The organism is Hyunsoonleella sp. 2307UL5-6 (genome assembly GCF_047345485.1).
Lineage (GTDB): Bacteria > Bacteroidota > Bacteroidia > Flavobacteriales > Flavobacteriaceae > Jejuia.
The window spans coordinates 254,574-273,434 of sequence record NZ_JBLFEN010000001.1 but is presented as its reverse complement, the minus strand read 5'-3'; the positions used below and the strand labels follow the sequence as shown (position 1 = coordinate 273,434).

19 protein-coding genes are annotated in these 18,861 nt (G+C 32.8%); 11 read left to right on the top strand and 8 right to left on the bottom strand.

Features of this window, described 5'->3' with window-relative positions; translation table 11 throughout:
* Positions 1-3: 3 nt before the first annotated feature.
* Positions 4-1,419 carry a DUF1501 domain-containing protein gene (locus ACKGJY_RS01195; RefSeq protein WP_413972016.1) on the top strand — a complete coding sequence of 472 codons (1,416 nt, stop codon included), beginning with the start codon at positions 4-6 and terminating at the stop codon, positions 1,417-1,419.
* The gene (locus ACKGJY_RS01190) at positions 1,416-2,171 is read left to right on the top strand and encodes a discoidin domain-containing protein (protein ID WP_413972015.1); all 756 of its coding nucleotides are present in this window, start codon (positions 1,416-1,418) and stop codon (positions 2,169-2,171) included. Before ACKGJY_RS01195 ends, ACKGJY_RS01190 begins: the two co-directional genes overlap by 4 nt.
* Before the next feature lie 137 nt (positions 2,172-2,308).
* Here ACKGJY_RS01190 and ACKGJY_RS01185 read toward each other — a convergent pair whose 3' ends face one another.
* On the bottom strand, positions 2,309-3,625 hold the full coding sequence (locus tag ACKGJY_RS01185) for a hypothetical protein (RefSeq protein ID WP_413972014.1): 1,317 nt from the start codon (positions 3,623-3,625) through the stop codon (positions 2,309-2,311).
* Between the two features lie 542 nt (positions 3,626-4,167).
* Here ACKGJY_RS01185 and panB point away from each other — a divergent pair.
* The 3 genes from panB (at position 4,168) to ACKGJY_RS01170 (ending at position 7,171) form a co-directional block, all read left to right on the top strand.
* Positions 4,168-4,986, top strand: a complete 819-nt coding sequence (gene panB, locus ACKGJY_RS01180) for a 3-methyl-2-oxobutanoate hydroxymethyltransferase (RefSeq protein WP_413972013.1) — start codon at positions 4,168-4,170, stop codon at positions 4,984-4,986.
* Positions 4,987-5,066: 80 nt separating this feature from the next.
* On the top strand, positions 5,067-5,765 hold the full coding sequence (locus ACKGJY_RS01175) for an RluA family pseudouridine synthase (protein WP_413972012.1): 699 nt from the start codon (positions 5,067-5,069) through the stop codon (positions 5,763-5,765).
* A gap of 26 nt (positions 5,766-5,791) precedes the next feature.
* Positions 5,792-7,171: an aldehyde dehydrogenase gene (locus ACKGJY_RS01170; RefSeq protein ID WP_413972011.1), complete on the top strand. Its 1,380-nt coding sequence runs from the start codon at positions 5,792-5,794 to the stop codon at positions 7,169-7,171.
* Positions 7,172-7,482: 311 nt separating this feature from the next.
* On the opposite strand, the gene ACKGJY_RS01165 is transcribed toward ACKGJY_RS01170, so the two are convergent.
* The 5 genes from ACKGJY_RS01165 to ACKGJY_RS01145 form a co-directional block, all read right to left on the bottom strand.
* Positions 7,483-8,283, bottom strand: a complete 801-nt coding sequence (locus ACKGJY_RS01165) for a sensor histidine kinase (RefSeq protein WP_413972010.1) — start codon at positions 8,281-8,283, stop codon at positions 7,483-7,485.
* The gene (locus tag ACKGJY_RS01160; protein ID WP_413972009.1) at positions 8,256-8,981 is read right to left on the bottom strand and encodes a hypothetical protein; all 726 of its coding nucleotides are present in this window, start codon (positions 8,979-8,981) and stop codon (positions 8,256-8,258) included. The genes ACKGJY_RS01165 and ACKGJY_RS01160 overlap by 28 nt, the downstream gene beginning before the upstream one ends.
* Before the next feature lie 9 nt (positions 8,982-8,990).
* Positions 8,991-9,521 carry a hypothetical protein gene (locus ACKGJY_RS01155; protein WP_413972008.1) on the bottom strand — a complete coding sequence of 177 codons (531 nt, stop codon included), beginning with the start codon at positions 9,519-9,521 and terminating at the stop codon, positions 8,991-8,993.
* 79 nt (positions 9,522-9,600) lie between these two features.
* Positions 9,601-10,227: a CPBP family intramembrane glutamic endopeptidase gene (locus ACKGJY_RS01150; protein ID WP_413972007.1), complete on the bottom strand. Its 627-nt coding sequence runs from the start codon at positions 10,225-10,227 to the stop codon at positions 9,601-9,603.
* Positions 10,228-10,602: 375 nt separating this feature from the next.
* Positions 10,603-11,625 (bottom strand): metal-dependent hydrolase, encoded by a 1,023-nt coding sequence (locus ACKGJY_RS01145; protein WP_413972006.1) that lies wholly within the window; start codon positions 11,623-11,625, stop codon positions 10,603-10,605.
* Between the two features lie 191 nt (positions 11,626-11,816).
* Here ACKGJY_RS01145 and nhaC point away from each other — a divergent pair, with 191 nt between their 5' ends.
* The 4 genes from nhaC to ACKGJY_RS01125 all read left to right on the top strand — a co-directional run bounded on the left by nhaC (position 11,817) and on the right by ACKGJY_RS01125 (position 14,853).
* Positions 11,817-13,286 (top strand): Na+/H+ antiporter NhaC, encoded by a 1,470-nt coding sequence (gene nhaC, locus ACKGJY_RS01140; RefSeq protein ID WP_413972005.1) that lies wholly within the window; start codon positions 11,817-11,819, stop codon positions 13,284-13,286.
* 212 nt (positions 13,287-13,498) lie between these two features.
* On the top strand, positions 13,499-14,143 hold the full coding sequence (locus ACKGJY_RS01135) for a peroxiredoxin (RefSeq protein WP_413972004.1): 645 nt from the start codon (positions 13,499-13,501) through the stop codon (positions 14,141-14,143).
* 91 nt (positions 14,144-14,234) lie between these two features.
* Positions 14,235-14,543 (top strand): thioredoxin family protein, encoded by a 309-nt coding sequence (locus ACKGJY_RS01130; RefSeq protein WP_413972003.1) that lies wholly within the window; start codon positions 14,235-14,237, stop codon positions 14,541-14,543.
* 52 nt (positions 14,544-14,595) lie between these two features.
* Positions 14,596-14,853 (top strand): DUF6952 family protein, encoded by a 258-nt coding sequence (locus ACKGJY_RS01125; protein ID WP_413972002.1) that lies wholly within the window; start codon positions 14,596-14,598, stop codon positions 14,851-14,853.
* A 109-nt stretch (positions 14,854-14,962) separates the two neighbouring features.
* On the opposite strand, the gene ACKGJY_RS01120 is transcribed toward ACKGJY_RS01125, so the two are convergent.
* Positions 14,963-15,433, bottom strand: a complete 471-nt coding sequence (locus tag ACKGJY_RS01120; protein ID WP_413972001.1) for an ankyrin repeat domain-containing protein — start codon at positions 15,431-15,433, stop codon at positions 14,963-14,965.
* 65 nt (positions 15,434-15,498) lie between these two features.
* Positions 15,499-17,718, bottom strand: a complete 2,220-nt coding sequence (gene katG, locus ACKGJY_RS01115; RefSeq protein WP_413972000.1) for a catalase/peroxidase HPI — start codon at positions 17,716-17,718, stop codon at positions 15,499-15,501.
* Positions 17,719-17,976: 258 nt separating this feature from the next.
* Here katG and tpx point away from each other — a divergent pair, with 258 nt between their 5' ends.
* On the top strand, positions 17,977-18,483 hold the full coding sequence (gene tpx, locus ACKGJY_RS01110; RefSeq protein WP_413971999.1) for a thiol peroxidase: 507 nt from the start codon (positions 17,977-17,979) through the stop codon (positions 18,481-18,483).
* A complete protein-coding gene (locus ACKGJY_RS01105) occupies positions 18,476-18,844 on the top strand; it encodes a diacylglycerol kinase family protein (protein ID WP_413971998.1) in 369 nt (122 codons plus the stop codon). Before tpx ends, ACKGJY_RS01105 begins: the two co-directional genes overlap by 8 nt.
* The last annotated feature ends 17 nt before the right edge of the window (positions 18,845-18,861 follow it).

Sequence of the window (18,861 nt, the reverse complement as noted above, 5' to 3'; positions counted from 1 at the left end):
CCTATGGCGAAGAAAAAAAACACAATGTCTAGAAGAAAATTTATAGGAAACTCATGCGCTGCATTGGGCTATACTACGCTTTTTTCTTCATTAATAAATTTGAAAGCAATGGCAGCAGCTGCTACCGATAATTCGGCTATAATACCCTATGGTGGTGATTATAAAGCGCTTGTTTGCTTAATGCTTAGCGGTGGAAACGATTCCTTTAATATGTTAATTCCAAAAGGAAACAATGAGTATAGCGAATACGCAACTACCAGATCAAATTTAGCAATTCCGCAAAACGATATATTACAAATAAACCCAAATACTAGTGATGGTAGGGTTTTTGGTTTACATCCGCAACTTGCTGATATGCAACAACTATTTGAAGGTGGTAATTTAGCCTTTCTTTCAAACGTCGGTACATTGGTTGAACCGTCAACAAAAAGCGATATTAGAAATAATTTAGTAAAAACACCACTTGGGTTGTTTTCACATTCAGACCAATCTCAACAATGGCAAACAGGAAATCCTGGAGAACGCTCAAATATTGGTTGGGGTGGTAAAATTGCAGATTTAGTGCAATCAATGAATTCTAGCGAAAATATATCCATGAATATTTCGCTACGCGGTACTAATATATTTCAGCGTGGTGATCAAATAACGCCTTACACTATTAAAAACTCAGGTAGCGTAGGGATAAATGGATATGGTGGTAATGGTTTTTTTAATGAATTAAAAACTGATGCCCTAAACTCTATGCTAGAAAAAGACTATCAAGATATTTATAAAAACACCTATAAAAATACAGTTAAAGCTTCAAACGATGCCAATTTAGCATTTCAAAGCGCTGTAGATGGCGTGCAAGATTTTATAACGCCTCTACCAGAAGACAATAATTTAGCTGAACAATTACGTATGGTTGCTAAAACTATTGGCGCTAGAGATACGCTTGGTTTTTCTAGGCAAATATTTTTTGTTGAAATTGGTGGGTTTGATAATCACGACGAGTTATTACTTAGTCATGGCGACAATTTAAAAGAAGTTAATGACGCTTTAAGTTATTTTAATAGTTTAATGTTTGAATTAAATACAAATGATTGTGTAACGACTTTTAGTGTTTCAGACTTTTCTAGAACATTAACATCTAATGGTAATGGAACCGACCACGCTTGGGGCGGTAACGCTTTTATGATGGGAGGCGCTGTAAACGGTAAAGAAATTTATGGAGACTACCCTACTCTTGCCCTAGATAGCGATTTAGATTTACGAAATGGTATACTTGTACCTACTACTGCTGCAGATTTATATATGGCAGAATTAGCCTTATGGTTTGGTGTATCACGGTCAGACTTAAATATGGTATTACCAAATCTATCTAACTTTTATGATACAAATAGTGGTACAGCACCATTAGGCTTTATGAATATTACATGATGAAACATTTATATATATACATAATAGTACTTTTTATTTCTGGGTTGCAAAACACAGAAGCACAATGTTTTCCAGATAGGCACAGTACCAGTTGGTTTGACGGATGGGTATCTTGTGAGCCGTCACAAAACCCAATTTCGTCTTATGGAGAAACACATTGGATTATGTACGATTTAGGATATGATTACGTACTTAACAAGACACAATTTTGGAATACCAACGAACCCAAACATCTCGATTATGGTATAAATGAATTTAATATAGATTATTCTTTAGATGGTGTTACATGGAAAAACTTAGGCGCTTTTAATATGGAACAAGCTCCTGGTTCATCAACATATCAGGGTGTTGAAGGTCCAGATTTTAATGCAACCAAAGCACGATATGTATTGATAACACCTACATCTAATTTTGGTGGTGCATGTTTTGGTTTAAGTGAACTAAAAATTTCAATTACAGATCCTTTTACTGTAGTAGAGGAAGAAGATATTTATAATGCATCTGTTTATCCAAACCCGTTTGTAGATACAATTAATCTTCGAGTAGTAAGTCTTTCTCAGTCTGAGCCTTTTGTTTATGAACTATACGATATTATGGGGCGTGCTATTACCTCTGGAACCATTACCATTTCAGAAGATAATCAAAACTATAAATTACCCATAAATGGATACAATTTATCTATCGGTATTTATATTTTAAAAACAAATCAAAACGGTAGTGAAAAATCATTTAAGATTATTAAAAGAAAATAGGCTAAATATCTTTATATATTCCTGTGTTCTATTCTAAACAAACTTAGTTTTATTCAAAATAAAAAAGTCAAGAACAATTAATCGTTCTCGACTTTTTTATAGGTATGAAACGCTATTTGCGTTATAATACTATACTACTAGTTTCTTGGTGAACCTATTTGTGTTCCAATAACACTTTCTTCTGGTTGTGTAATAACTGGACAATTAATTATTGCTCCTGTTGCAGTTAACATATCAGATAATGAGTTTGCTAAAGGAGAAGGATTCGCATTACCTCTAAAAGGAATTAAAATACCTTGCTCTAAAAGCTCATTAATTTGATCGAAACTTGTTAAAATTGGACGCTCAGCTTCTGGTACTGTAAACTCAGTGATATGTGCATCCCACATTGGAGAATATCTTGTATCACTTGGGTCTATTGGGAATGTGTTTGTAGGATCTTGTACTTGACGGTCACTTAAAGAAGCAGTATTTAAACCTTGTACTCCAAGTCCATCACCGTTATCAAACGTTCGTCCGTTAGCTGTTGGGCTAAAAGGTAACATAGAACCTCCTGGAAACACTCCAAATGTTGGTAGATTAGCTAATTTTGGTGCAAAAACGCCTAACTCAATTGCTGCTGGTGCAGGATCAGATGTATCTGTTACAATATGAAAGTAATACGGTTTATCATCATGCCATCCGTCTAAAAGTTGCATTACAACAGAGGCTTGGTCTGGTGCAAAATTTGGATTATTAAGATCATCTTCTTGAGCTTGACTATTACCATCTGGATGAGGGATTCTATCGTGTATACCTGTACTGTTAGCTACTAATTGTGCATTAATCACTATATTAGAATTTGGTAGTACAACATAAGACGACCAATTATCATCTGCAATAGCACCAGGATTTACTTCTGCTGGAGGAAATCCAACTAATAAACCATCTTCTGATGCGCCTCCTGCTACTAAAGATCGTTTTGGAGAAAAATCTACAGTACCTTCAAATACAAGTCTACCATCGTCAGACCATTGAGAGTTTTGCTCACCGCCACTACCTATTGCATTTGCCATTCTTGGAGCGAATATTACCCCTAATTCTCTAGCTAATTCACTATCAGATGCTTCTGTAATTACATAATAAGCTTCTCTAGGTCCATTAGATGTAACTTCCCACCCTTGAAACATTGGGAATCTTGCTGTAGGTCCTGCAGGAACCACGCTTCTATCTATTCTAAAATCGATACCTAATATACTTGGTAAAAATACATTTTCAGCATTTGTAAATGATAATGCAGGATTACTAGCATCATATGGTGTGCCGCCATCTCTTTCAATACTGCTTAACAAAAGCGCTGCAGCCGTTGGAGTTTCTTCTACTATTATTGTATCACCATCATCATTTATATCACACGAAGTTAGGCCTAAAACTGCCATCATAATGGCTATTGTACTGTTTCTTAAATTTTTCATTTTATTTTTTGTTTTAAATTATTTTGATGAATTATAATTTTTTGGTTTGTTTTTTATATAATTCTATCTTTTAAAAAAATCACTTTGTTTTGGCCAAAACTGAGTAATAAGATGTTAAAAAGTATATTTTATTTTTTTTCAAATTCTTAACACAGAGTTAGTAGAAAGCTAACCGTTTACTTACAAAATTACATGGAGCGCAAATAAAAAATCAGAAGGAATTAAATATTAAGACATTGCATATCAGTAATTTAAGTTTTTATGAAAAAATAACTTTAACAAAATTTTATGAAACATGCTGATATCTCAAAAGTTTATGAATAGTGGTTTATGTTAGATAGCTAACATAAACCACATCAATTTAAAAAAGCGTAAAATTCTATTAATCCATAATTGCTATCTATTTATGTTGGCATGAAATAGTAAATTCCATTAGCATTTAAATTTTTTTAAAAATAAATGACTAAAGAAGTAAATAGATTTAAATGATGTACAATAGCATTATTTAGTATTTTTACCTGCAATAAAAAAAATATCATATTATGTCTACAGCGAAAAAAGAATATAAGCGCGTTACCGTAAAATCACTTGTTGATATGAAATCTACTGGTGAAAAAATTTCTATGCTTACAGCCTACGATTATACTATGGCAAAAATTGTAGATAGCGCTGGAGTAGACGTTATACTTGTTGGAGACTCTGCTAGTAATGTTATGGCAGGTCATGAAACAACACTTCCTATTACTTTAGATCAAATGATTTATCATGCCTCATCTGTAGTTCGTGCCATTCATCGTGCACTTATAGTGGTAGATTTACCCTTTGGTAGTTACCAAAGTGATCCTAAAGAAGCTTTACGTTCTGCTATTAGAATCATGAAGGAAAGTGGTGCACATTCTGTAAAATTAGAGGGTGGTAAAGAAATTAAAGAATCCATTAAACGGATTTTAAATGCCGGAATTCCTGTAATGGGGCATTTAGGTTTAACACCGCAATCTATTTATAAATTCGGAACATATACAGTTAGAGCAAAAGAAGAGCAAGAAGCAGATCGATTAATTGAAGATGCAAAAATGCTTGAAAAAGTAGGCTGTTTTGCTATTGTTTTAGAAAAAATACCTGCAAAATTAGCACAACAAGTAGCCGAAAGTGTTAGCATTCCTATTATTGGTATTGGTGCTGGCCCTGGTGTAGACGGACAAGTTTTGGTACTCCATGACATGATTGGTATGACGCATGAATTTAATCCTAGATTTTTAAGACGTTATTTAAATTTATACGAAGACATGTCTAACGCCATATCTCAATATGTAGATGATGTGAAAACTCAGGATTTCCCAAATGAGAGTGAATCTTATTAAGTTTTCAGTCGCAGTCGCAATATCCAGTTCCACTCAATCATGATAATCTTTGCGTCTTAACGAAAAAAAAAGAAAAATCTGTGTCAACAAAAATCCTTTCAAATAAAGATAATCTTCAAGTACTTTATGAAGACAATCACATTATCATCATAAATAAACGCGCAGGCGATATTGTTCAAGGTGATAAAACGGGTGATACACCGCTTAGTGATGTAGTAAAGCAATATATTAAACATAAATACAATAAACCTGGAAATGTATATTTAGGTACTGTGCATCGTTTAGATAGACCAACTTCTGGCATTGTTATGTTTGCAAAAACTAGTAAAGCATTGCCCAGGCTTAATAAATTATTTCTTTCTAAAGCGATTAAAAAAACCTATTGGGCAGTTGTAAAGCAAGCACCACCAAAACCGCAAGACACGCTTGTGCATTGGCTTAAAAAAAATCCTAAAAACAATAAATCCTACGCACATTCTAAAGAAATTAAAGAAAGTAAACAAGCCATTTTACATTATAAAACCATTGAAACATTAGATAATTATTTACTATTAGAAGTAAATTTAGAAACTGGGAGGCATCACCAAATTAGAACACAATTAGCTACTGTAGGAAGCCCAATTAAAGGCGATCTCAAGTATGGTTTTAGCAGAAGTAATAAAGACGCAAGCATACATTTACATGCAAGACATATTGCTTTTATACATCCGGTTAAAAAAGAAGAAATTACTGTTACTGCACCTCCTCCAGATGATCCTATTTGGAATGCATGTGTATAATACTGTATCTTTAACAGAAAAACCCTTTGCAGTCCATTCCAGAAATACTAAAAGCTCAAAATAGTTGCTTTAAAAGTCAGAAAACTAAAGCTATTAGCTTTAGATTATCGTTATTAAAGGCGTTAAAAGCCGAAATTATAAACCAAGAACCAGCTATTCTAGAGGCTTTACATAGTGATTTTAAAAAATCGGCGTTTGAAGCGTATATGAGTGAATTTGCATTGGTTATTTCAGAACTGAACTTAGCGATTAAAAACCTTAGAAAGTGGACAAAGCCCAAACGTGTTACCGCTTCCCTATTAACATTCCCGTCTAAAGATTATATTTATAAAGCACCCTATGGTACAGTTTTAATTATTGCACCTTGGAATTATCCGTTTCTTTTAGCATTAGAACCACTAATTATGGCTATTGCAGCAGGTAATACAGTTGTACTTAAACCTAGTGAACTCACTCAAAATACCTCTAATATAATTACTGAAATTATTCAAAAAGTATTTACAAATGATATATGTTGTTCTGTTGAAGGTGGTGTGGAAACCTCTACAAAACTACTAGCACAACATTGGGATTATATATTTTTTACAGGCAGTACACGCGTTGGTAAAATTGTAGCTAAAGCTGCTGCACAACACTTAACGCCTGTAACTTTAGAACTGGGTGGAAAATCGCCATGTATTATTGATGATAGCAATAACTTAAAATTGGTGGCCCGACGATTAATTTGGGGGAAATTATTTAATGGTGGGCAAACTTGTATTGCTCCTGATTATATTATTGTTTCATCGGGTATTAAAAATGAATTGATACAATGCCTTATCAAAGAGATAGAGAAACAATATGGAAATACCCCAAAAAACACTGCAGATTTTCCTAGAATAGTTAATAGAAAAAATACTGAACGTCTAAAACGTTTACTGGCTAACGAAACACTTTTATTTGGTGGTAATGTTGATAGTAATGAACATTATGTGGCACCTACTCTAGTAGATAATCCCAAATTAGATAGTGCACTTATGACAGAAGAGATTTTTGGGCCCATACTTCCTATTCTAACTTACGATTCTGAAAAAGATATTGAGGATATTATTTACAGCTTAAACAAACCGCTTTCATTTTACATATTTTCAAAAGACAAAACATTTACTAAATCATTGATTCTTAAATTTAATTTTGGCGGCGGTGTTGTTAATGATACATTGGTGCATTTTGGAAACCCCAAACTTCCCTTTGGTGGTGTTGGTGCTAGTGGTATGGGTAAATACCATGGTAAACACGGATTTGATACTTTTTCGCACGACAAAGCAATAATGAAACGTGGCACTTGGTTAGACCCTTCCTTTAGATATGCGCCATACAAGGGCAAAATGACGCTGTTACGAAACGTTTTTAAATACTTAGGATAATTAGTTTAGCTGAAAAAATAAAATAATTTCTTGAAACGAACTATCCTCGAGGCAGAGTCATAGTGGTATTTCGCTTGTTTAATTTTTGACTTTTTGGTCAGAAAACCGAAATTATGTTATTTAGATCCCGAAACAAGTTCGGGATGACAATTTCAACGGAAACCCCCGACGCAGAGCGTCGAGGAATTCTTTTCGATTAAAGTTTAAGCATTTTATTGGGTTCTCGATACAATTTTTCGTGCTTCAAAAATCACTCGAATTGACATTTAGGTATATTTTTTCATAAATAAGAATACCTAAAGCGTAATACTTTAACTTAAAGGATACTGTAAAACCAATACAACACCTTTATTGGGTTGAGATGTAAGCTCTAAATTTGCACCTATAAGTTCTGCTCTACTTTTCATATTAATTAAACCAGAACCTTTTACTACCTTGTCCATATTAAAGCCTTTACCATCATCTTTAGCAGTAATAATAATGGTTTTGGGTGTGTATTCTAAAATAATATTTAAATTTTTAGCTTTTGAGTATTTTACAGAATTAGACAAAAATTCTTGAAGTATCCTAAATACTATTATTTCATGGTTTTTATCATTAAAGTCTACTTTATCACCTGTAATTTTAAGTTCAGCAGATGTGAATTTCATACGCTTTAAGCGTTCCAATTCATTAGTAATAGATTTTTCAAAACCAATATTTAAAATTACATCATTATTAAGTGTTTTTGATAACGCGCGCACCTCTTTTAATCCATTACTTAGCGCCTCTGTAGTATCCTTAAACTTATCTTTTACATCACTAGAAACTTGCATTTTTAAAATACTTAACTGCATGCTAGCAAACGATAATAGTTGCCCTACATTATCATGCAACTCCCAACCAATATTTTTTAACGTTTGTTCTTGTGCTTCGGTTTGTGCTTTAACTATTTCTTCTTCAAAAGCACGCTGTTGTTCTATTTTATCTAAAAGCAATTTATTTTTTCGCTTTTGAAACATCACAAAAAACACAATAACAAGCGCTGTTATAATTACCAAAACGGCAATCATATACACTAACATATAGCGCTCTGAAGCGCTGCTTACAATTCGTTCTCCGGTTTGCACCATATTAAAGCAAAAGTATAGGTTAAATACATGAACATATTAGCAAATAAGATAATTAGATGTCTTAAATTTACAAATGCCTTATCGTAAACACCCACACCAATTTCATATTCATAATAAATATCATAAAACGTTAATGGCGTAATTATAAGCCACCAAATAAATATTACAGCACTTATATAAAAACTTAGAGACCTGTAAAACACTAAAATTTTTTCACTCTGCAAGATTTCATAAAAATAAAAGGTTGTACAAAGAAATATGATTAGAGCACCTAGTATATCTATAACAATAAAAAACTGATTAAAGAAAGCATCCCAATTGTTAATTATATGTAAAATTGAAAAAAGTAAAAAACTATAACTAGCAATTTTGATTACTTTTCTAAAAATATCAGTTTTAAATATTTGTCTGTAATAAAAAGAAAAAAACATAATAGCACCAATTGCCCAATATATCGTACCCCACCAATGATTTCTTTCAAATTTAGTACCAATTAGAAAATCTAAAAACTCATCTAGTCTTACATATCGAACGTAATAACTAAGTAAGTCAGAAATTGCTATAAAAAACAAAAACCAAACAAAATATTTAGCAGCTGTAGTTTTGTATTTACTATACAGTAAAATACCGGTTACAGCTGCTAAAAATTCTAATGAATATGTAAACAGATAATAATTATCTAATAAAAATTTACTCATTTAATAATATCAAGGAAATCCTCCATTTCCATGTCCGCCTTTATTCAGTGGAGAAATAGGTAAATTTCCATCGAGTTGAATTGAAAAATTCACCACACTTGCTTTAGATAATTTTTTACCGCCTGTAGGTACAATAAAAAGTGTATTTCTATTCTTTAATGCTGGATTAGAGTTTTTTCCATAGTTAGCCTCATACACTCTAATACCTGTCATTGTAAATCCTAAAGAGTCTGCTCTTGCTTCTGCAAAGTCTAAATAAGCTCTAACATCTTTTAAAGACCAAGCTACGTTGGTGGTTTTCTTTCTAGAGCCTTCCACTTCTACAGATGGGTCTATCTCTGTTTTATTATTTCTTTGCCAATTTTTAAATAGTTGTGTGGCTTCTTTAACAGAAATTGTGTCTTTGGGTGCTTTTACTTCTGGCTTTTCTTCTGCAACAATTGTTGGCATTCCGTCTGTATCTGCTGCTCTAGGGCAAAAGAAATACGTTAATAATGCACCGATAATAACGCCTATGATAATAGGTCCTAAATTTTTCATGATTAAAAATGTGTTGGTTAATAATAGCTTGCCTAAAAATAGTAAAAAGTTTTAATTATCTAAGTTTTTATGTAAATATTTAATTGGGGAACCCAAGCATTTCTCCCATACCAACAGTAAATAACCAACAGCCATACACCGCATGCTCTACAGATACTAAAAGTGTAGATTTAGTGTTTTTATAGGTTAACGCAAATAAAATACCACCTAAACCTGTTAACACTAAAACTATGGTGTTTTTAAAAAAAATATGTGCTAATGCAAATACTATGGCATTAACAAACAACAATAAAGCATTAGAATTGAATAACTTAGAATAACGTTTGAAAAAAAATGTACGATATATAAGTTCTTGCGGATACACTGAAAATAAGCTATAAATAAACAACAAAACTAACCATTGTAAGGGTTTATTAATTAGTACAGAAAATAAAGCTGCCTTATTTGTGTACCAAACAAAAACCGTTGTGATAATAGCGATGATTATTAACTTGATAATGGTAGATTTCCAAAATGATTTCCAGTGTATGTTGCTGTTTCTCTTAAATTTTAAGTGTTCTACTTTAAGTAATACATAAATAATGTAGGTAAAACCTATTAACCCAATGGCTAGTTTTATAAATATATTGTAGTTTAAAGCGAAACTTACAGGTACTACTATAAAAATGATAAAAAATTCTGAGAGTTTATAGGTTACGGATGTCATTAAAAACGAATGCTATTGGTGTGTTTAACTTTGGTGATATCAAACATACTGGATGAATTTTAAATATAAATAAATTTGATGCATTTTAATAAGATTACTTAATGTAAATTTAATTTAAGTGAGGTTTTATAGTTTAGTTTTGTTGCCAATATCTTGTTCGAGTGATTTTGAGTCACGAAAAATTGTATTGAGAACCTTAGTTTTTTAAAAGTGTATTATTAGTTTAATGACAAAAACTATCAATACTAGTTTAAAGTTTGATATTCAATAATATAACTCTGTTGGTTTATGTATAGCTAATATTGCTTATCGATACAATTTCGACAAAAAAAGTCGAAATCACTCGAAGTGACATTTTTAGATTATAATTAAAAATTAAATTCCTTTAATACGCTGCCAAAGCGATGTAAAAACTTCCCCCAAACTATCAAATTTAGGTTGAAATGGTTTCATGTTTAAACGTTTGTTTTCCTTGTATAAAGTAAGACTAAAAACAGAGGTATTTGGGTTATCTAAATCTAATAACGGGTAGCGCAAATCGTTGTATTGATATTCATTAGCAGTTATTTTATACACACTGTAATACTGGTTACTAAACCATGCTAAGGCTTCAATATCTTTATATTCTGAAGGTTTTAAATCCCGTTGTTTGGGTATTTCTCTAAAATTTATAAACCGGTTTTTTGTATCAAATAAAGAATAATCGGTAACGTAATAAGCAGATTCTGTTTCTGCAATAGCGTACCACAATATGTTATTTAATATAGCAGGTTGTGTGCTAAACCTAAGGGCATTAATTTTGGCTTCTTTAAGAGATGTTCTAAAAATAGCATCTACATATAATTTGTTACCTAATGTAAACAGTAAGTATACAGAACTTATCCCTATGCCTAATTTTAACCATAAACGACGTTTGTGAGATGTTCTTTTAAAACACATTAAAACAATACTACACACTAAAAACGGCAAGGTATACGCAGGATCTGCTACGGCAATGTTATTAAATGCTACACGATAATTACTAAAAGGTGCAAATAGCTGCGTGCCATAGGGTGTAAAACAGTCTAAAATAGGATGTGTAAATAGTGACCAAAAAAATAGCAAAATCCACTCTTTATGGGTTGTAGTATCTTTTCTTTTTCCAGTATTATAAAGCTTATGTGTTAGCCAACCCAATAGAAAAGCAGCAAAAACTGAAAATAGAATAGAGTGCATAAACCCACGATGGAACAACATGGCATCTATTTCGTTACCATAAAGCCACCCGCCAACTAATACATCTAAATCTGGAATAGTACCACCAATAGCCCCAAATAGTAAGGCTTTGTTTCCTATTTTTTTTCCCAGTACAGCTTCTCCGCATGCAGCACCTAATACGATTTGAGTAAGTGAATCCATTTAAGTGAGCAAAGTTACTAACTTTTTAAATAGGCATGTTGCACTTATTACATGAACTTATTCATAAATTTTTCCATAAATTATAACTTTCATTACTTCAAATTCGATTATAATTCTTGATATATCAAATATCATGACTCATTTTGAAAACTTTTAATAAAATCGTAACATTACGAGACTAAAAAGTGACTATGAAAGACGATAAAAACATCTCTGAGTTTAAAGCTAATGATCAGCATATTATTGAAAACTCTAAACTTAATTTTTTTGAAGCACTTATCCCTGTAATTATCCTGATGTTATTACTTGCGTATAATATCTTTTATGCAGAAGGCGAAATGATGGGAGAATATTCAAACCAATATATTTTATTAATTGGCGGCTTAATAGCAGCAGTAGTTGGTGTTTATAACAAAGTTTCAATTACTAGAATGTTATCAGAAATTTGGGAAAACTTAAAAAGTGTTTTTGTACCAATTATGATACTTTTTTTGGTTGGCGCACTTGCTGGCACTTGGTTAGTTAGTGGCGTTATTCCAGCTATGGTGTATTATGGATTACAAGTACTAAACCCCTCAATATTTTTACCAGCTTCGGTTATTATTGCTGCTGTAATTTCTATTGCTACTGGAAGTTCATGGACAACATCGGCCACCGTAGGTATCGCTTTGGTTGGCATAGGTACCGCTTTAGGAATTAACCCAGGTATGATTGCTGGCGCCGTAATTTCTGGAGCTTATTTTGGTGATAAAATGTCGCCATTAAGTGATACTACCAATCTTGCACCAGCTATGGCAGGTACAAATTTATTTACACATATAAGCTATATGGCTTTTACTACCGTTCCTACAATTGTAATAACTCTAATCATTTTTGGTATTATAAGTTTTAATATAGATACTTCTGGTAGTGCAGATGTAAGTAACCTATTAAATACTATTGCTGCCAAATTTAATATTACACCTTGGTTGTTTTTAGTTCCTGTAACGGTGGTCGCCTTAATTTTATTAAAAACTAAACCTCTCGTTGCTTTAGGTACAGGCGTTATTCTTGCAGCCATATTTGCGTTTCTATTTCAAGCAGAAGTTTTAAACCAACTTGGAGCATCAAAACTATCAGCCGTAATAACCTCAATTTTTACTGATACGCAAATTACAACTACTAATGAAAAGCTTAATGATTTATTTTCTTCAGGAGGCATGAAAGGTATGCTCTGGACGATATTACTTATTATTTGTGCGATGGTGTTTGGTGGTATTATGGATGGCATTGGTGCGCTATCTAAAATTACAGCAGCATTACTTTCAGTAGCATCATCTGTGTTTGGTTTATTTGCCAGTACGGTTATTAGTTGTTTAGGCTTAAATGCTATAGCTTCCGATCAATATTTAGCTATCGTTATCCCTGGTAAAATGTTTAAAAAAGCTTATGAAGACAAAAAATTAGCTCTAGAAAATTTAAGTAGAACACTTGAAGATTCAGGAACTGTTACATCAGTACTTATCCCTTGGAATACCTGTGGTGCATACCAATCTGGGGTTCTGGGAGTTGGCGTGGGCGAATACTTTTTATACGCCATATTTAATTGGTTAAGCCCTTTTACAACCTTACTTTTTGCTGCACTGAACATAAAAATTAGACAACTTTCTAATTCGAAATAAAAAATCTAAAGCGTTTTGTAGATATTTATCAACTCTATAATTCTGTGTATGTTTATTTGCATAATCCTCAAAAATTAGCACTCCTTTTTGTGCCGATATTTAAATGCTATTCATCAATAAACTTTAATAATTACATTCTATTTCTACAGGTTTTTATTAGTATTAATTTTGACTGAAATTAAAAATAATAATCAAACAATAAATAAAAAATTATGGCATTTGTAGGAAAAAAATTTCCAGATTTAAACGTAGACGCAATGAACGATATGGGTGATACTTTTAAATTAAACGTTTTAGAAGAGGCGGTAAATAATAAGAAAAAAGTCGTGTTATTTTGGTATCCAAAGGATTTTACCTTTGTATGTCCAACAGAATTACATGCGTTTCAAGCTGCCATAGCAGAGTTTGAAAAGCGTAATACTATAATTATTGGAGCGTCTTGTGATACACCCGAAGTACATTTTGCGTGGTTAAGTACAGATAAGGATAATGGTGGTATTGAAGGTGTAACCTATCCAATTTTAGCAGATTCTAACAGAAATCTAGCATCTACTTTAGGTATTTTAGACATTACTAATGAAACCTTCAATGAAGAAACTGGTATTGTAACTGTTGAAGGTGACAATGTAACTTACAGAGCTACTTATATTTTAGACGAAGATGGTATTGTACAACACGAAAGTATTAATAACATGCCTTTAGGTAGAAATGTAAATGAATATTTACGCTTAATTGATGCCTTAACCCATGTGCAAGAAAAAGGAGAAGTTTGTCCTGCAAACTGGGAAGATGGAAAAGATGCCATGAGTGCCAACAGAACAGGAGTAGCTGAGTATTTAACAGCAAACGTAAATTAATAAAACTAAGTTATTGCGAGTGAAACGAAGCAATCTCCTCGTAAAAAAGATGGATTCACTTTGTTAGTAACAACTTTAAAATTAAAGTAATATGGTACAAGAATTAGAACAAGATAATTTACAAGAACTCGTTTCTGGAAATACAACTGTAGTAGTACAATATTCTGCAACATGGTGTGGTAACTGTCGTATTATGAAACCTAAAGTAAAAAAGCTAGCTTCTGAGTTAGAAGATGTAACATTTATTATTGCAGATGCTGAAAAATTTCCAGAATCTAGAACACTAGCAACTGTAGATAATTTACCAACCTTTGCTACATTTAAAAATGGCGCTTTTGTAAACCAAGTACAGACCAATAAGTTTGATGTTTTAAAAGAACTTGTTGCAGAAGTAGTTTAATAGTTTCGCTTTCGCGGAAATATCGCTGAAAATGATATAATAATAGATATTTATGAAGTTACCCGTAATTAAACATTTAACTAATTTTATTGAAGAAAACGACGAAGATTTTGTTGTTGAAACTATAGAAACTTTAGAAGCTTTAACAGAAGTTTCTTCCTTAAAAGATGAAGAATTAGATGTTATTGGAGAGTTAATATCCAACATGTATGGCGCTATTGAAGTTAATAAAATGACTAAGGATGGCACACCAAAAAAAGAAGCTCTAAATTCTTTTATGGGGCGCGTTATGGGCGCTATTGATGCATAAACAATACATAAAAAAACCACCTCAATCGAGGTGGTTTTTTTATTTTAAACTTAGCTATTTAATGAGAAATCTCGAACAGAGATTATTTAACAAAACATAACTAGAAAAATCATTTTATTAAGCTTATAATATCATGAAATGCTTTTTCTTCAGCATACTGTAAAGCAGTATTTCCTTCCTTGTCTTTAATAGAAGCATCTGCTTTGTGGCTTAAAAGTAATTCTACCATCTTAGTTTGATTGTACATACTTGCAAAAATTAATGGCGTATAGCCTAAATTATTTTGAGCATTAATAGCTGCACGTTTAGAAATCAATGTTTTAGCTATGGCAAGATTACCCTTAAAAGCAACACCTAACAATGCAGTATTTCCAGAGGCATCAGTAGCATCAACGTCTGCATTATACTTTAGTAATACATCAACTATATCTTTTTTATCAAAATAAGCAGCAAAAATTAATGGCGTAAACCCTCTAGAATCTTTTATTGAAACTAATTCTGGTTGTTGTTTTAACTTAGCTTCTACGGTTTCTACAAAACCAGTTTTTATGATGCTAAAAAAATTATCAATTTCATTCATGATGTTTCTGTAATAAAAAGGGATAGATATAATACATACCTATCCCTATTAAATTATTGAGTTACTTATTTTAAATCAAATCTATCAGCATCCATTACCTTAGCCCAAGCAGCAACAAAATCATTAACAAATTTTTCTTCGCCATCATTTGCGCCGTAAACTTCAGCTATAGCTCTTAGTTCTGTATTAGAACCAAAAATTAAATCTGCACGCGTACCTGTAAATTTAACAATACCTGTTCTTCTATCTTTACCTTCAAAAATTCTATCATCAGATGATGTAGCACTCCAAGTAAACGTAAAGTCTAGAAGATTTGTAAAGAAATCGTTTGTTAAGTGTCCTACATTATCAGTAAACACACCATGGTTTGAACCGTCATAATTAGCACCTAATACTCGCAATCCACCAACTAAAGCTGTTGTTTCAGGAATAGATAAAGACATTAAATTAGCCTTATCTACTAATAAATCTTCTGCAGCAACTTTTAAATCATCGTTAATATAATTTCTAAATCCGTCAGCCAATGGCTCTAAATACCCAAAAGACTCTAAATCTGTTTGTTCTTGAGACGCATCTCCTCTACCTTGAGAAAAAGGGACTTCAACAGTATGTCCTGCATTTTTTGCAGCCTCTTCTACTCCAGCGTTTCCAGCTAAAACAATTACATCTGCCAAAGACACTTCACCTTTAAAATCTTTTTGAATACCTTCAAGAACTTGTATTACCTTCTGTAATTCTTTTGGGTTATTTACTTCCCAATTACGTTGTGGTTCTAAACGTATACGTGCACCATTGGCACCACCACGTTTATCTGAATCTCTATATGTTGATGCAGATGCCCACGCTGTAGTTACCATTTGAGAAACGGTTAAACCAGAAGCTAAAACCATTTTTTTCAACAGCGTAATATCATCAGTACTTAATGTGTAATTTACTTTTGGAATTGGGTCTTGCCAAATTAATTCCTCTTGTGGTACTTCTGGACCTAAGTAACGGTCTACAGGTCCCATATCACGGTGTGTTAATTTATACCAAGCACGAGCAAAGGCATCTTCAAAAGCTTTATGGTCTTTATGAAAACGCTTAGAAATCTCTAAATACTTAGGATCTACTTTTAAAGCCATATCTGCAGTAGACATCATTATAGCCTGCGTACCATTTCCACCAGCAGCTGGCGCTTGTTTAGCATCAGCATTTTTTGGTGTCCATTGGTGCGCACCTGCTGGACTTTTAGTTAATTCCCAATCGTAATTTAATAATACATCAAAATATTCATCATCCCATCGGGTTGGGTTTGGTGTCCATGCACCTTCTAGTCCACTAGTAATAGTATCATCTAAAACACCCGATTTAAAGTTGTTTTTCCAACCAGTACTCATTTCTTCAATAGAAGCTCCGTGAGGTTCAGGACCAACATAATCATCAGGATTTGCTGCGCCATGTGCTTTACCAAATGTATGACCACCGGCTACTAAAGCTACAGTTTCCTCATCATTCATCGCCATTCTTCCAAAGGTAATTCTAATGTCATGAGCAGATTTCATAGGGTTAGGGTCTCCATTTGGACCTTCAGGATTTACATAGATTAATCCCATGTGTACAGCGCCTAAATGCCCTTCTAAATCACCATCACTCGTATCATAACGCTCATCATTATCTAACCAACCAGTTTCGCTTCCCCAATACACATCTTGTTCTGGCTCCCAAATATCTTCACGACCACCAGCAAATCCAAAAGTTTTAAAACCCATAGACTCTAAAGCACAGTTACCAGCTAAAATCATTAAGTCTGACCATGATAATTTCTTACCATATTTCTTTTTTATAGGCCATAATAATAAGCGTGCTTTATCTAAATTTCCATTATCTGGCCAACTATTTAAAGGCGCAAAACGCTGTGATCCTGATGACGCTCCTCCTCTACCATCTCCAACTCTGTACGTTCCAGCACTATGCCATGCCATACGTATCATAAAAGGTCCGTAATGTCCATAGTCTGCTGGCCACCAATCTTGAGAATCTGTCATTAAATCAATAACCTCTTGTTTTAAAGTAGCGTAGTCTATACTTTTAAACGCCTCAGCATAATCAAAATCTGCATCAAAAGGATTTGATCCCTTACCGTGTTGACGTAAAATATTTAACTTAATTTCATTTGGCCACCAGTCGCGATTATTAGTTCCGCCCCCAGCAGTCTGTTTTTGTGTGCCACTTAAAAAGGGACACTGGCCTGCATCAGAATTATTGATATCCCATGCTTCGCCGTGTGGATCATTATTACTCATAAATTTATAGCTTTAATATGTTAGAATTTATTTTTAACGCTAGTAAAGTTACACATTAAAACATAGCGCCGATAATTTGACGCATTTTTATAAATTATATTTAAATTGATAAAACTTATTGTACTTATAAAAGCTATAGTTTTTGAATATGATTACTAAATCTACTACACTAAAAATATTTTGTAAAGATTTTTAATAATCGTGTTTTAACATTCTAAATATGCTTAATTTAGATGCTCTAATTATAAAAATAATAAAATGGCTAATATCACATTAGGTGGAACACCTGTAAAAACTTCTGGAGAACTACCTTCAGTTGGTTCTCAAGTTTCAGATTTTCAATTGGTAGCAATAGATTTATCTACTAAAACACTATCTGATTTTAAAGGAAAAAAGTTAGTATTTAATATTTTTCCAAGTGTTAACACTGGTGTATGCGCTACATCAGTAAGACAATTTAATACAGAAGCAAGCGAACTTGATAATACCAATGTACTTTGTATTTCTAGAGATTTACCTTTTGCTCAAGATCAATTTTGTGCTGCCGAAGGGTTAGAAAATGTTGTAATGCTTTCTGACTTTAAAACTGGGCAATTTGGTAAAGATTTTGGGGTAACATTTACAACCGGCGGATTTGATGGTTTATTATCTCGTGCTGTTGTTGTTACTGACGCTACAGGAAAAGTATTGCATACAGAACAAGTTTCTGAAACTGGTGAAGAACCAAATTATAAAGCAGCACTAGAGGCTTTACAAGATGCCTAAAAAAGAATCTTTCTTAGTAAATCGTATTAAAAGTGTAGGTTATGCTTTTAAAGGCGCAATGCTACTTATTACTAAGGAACCTAGTATTAAAATCCAGCTATGTATTGCTATTTTAGTTACTGTAGCTGGATTTTATTTTGAAATATCTAAAACCGAATGGCTTATCCAAATTCTTGCTATTGCACTAGTAATGGGACTGGAAGGTGCTAACACAGCTATTGAAGAAATAGCCAATTTTATTCACCCAGAATATCATAAAAAAATAGGCTATATAAAAGATGTTGCTGCTGGCGCCGTTTTTATTGCTGCCATTTGTGCTGCCGTTATAGGATTTATTATTTATCTACCCAAGCTATTTTAAAGTAATAATCTACCTAG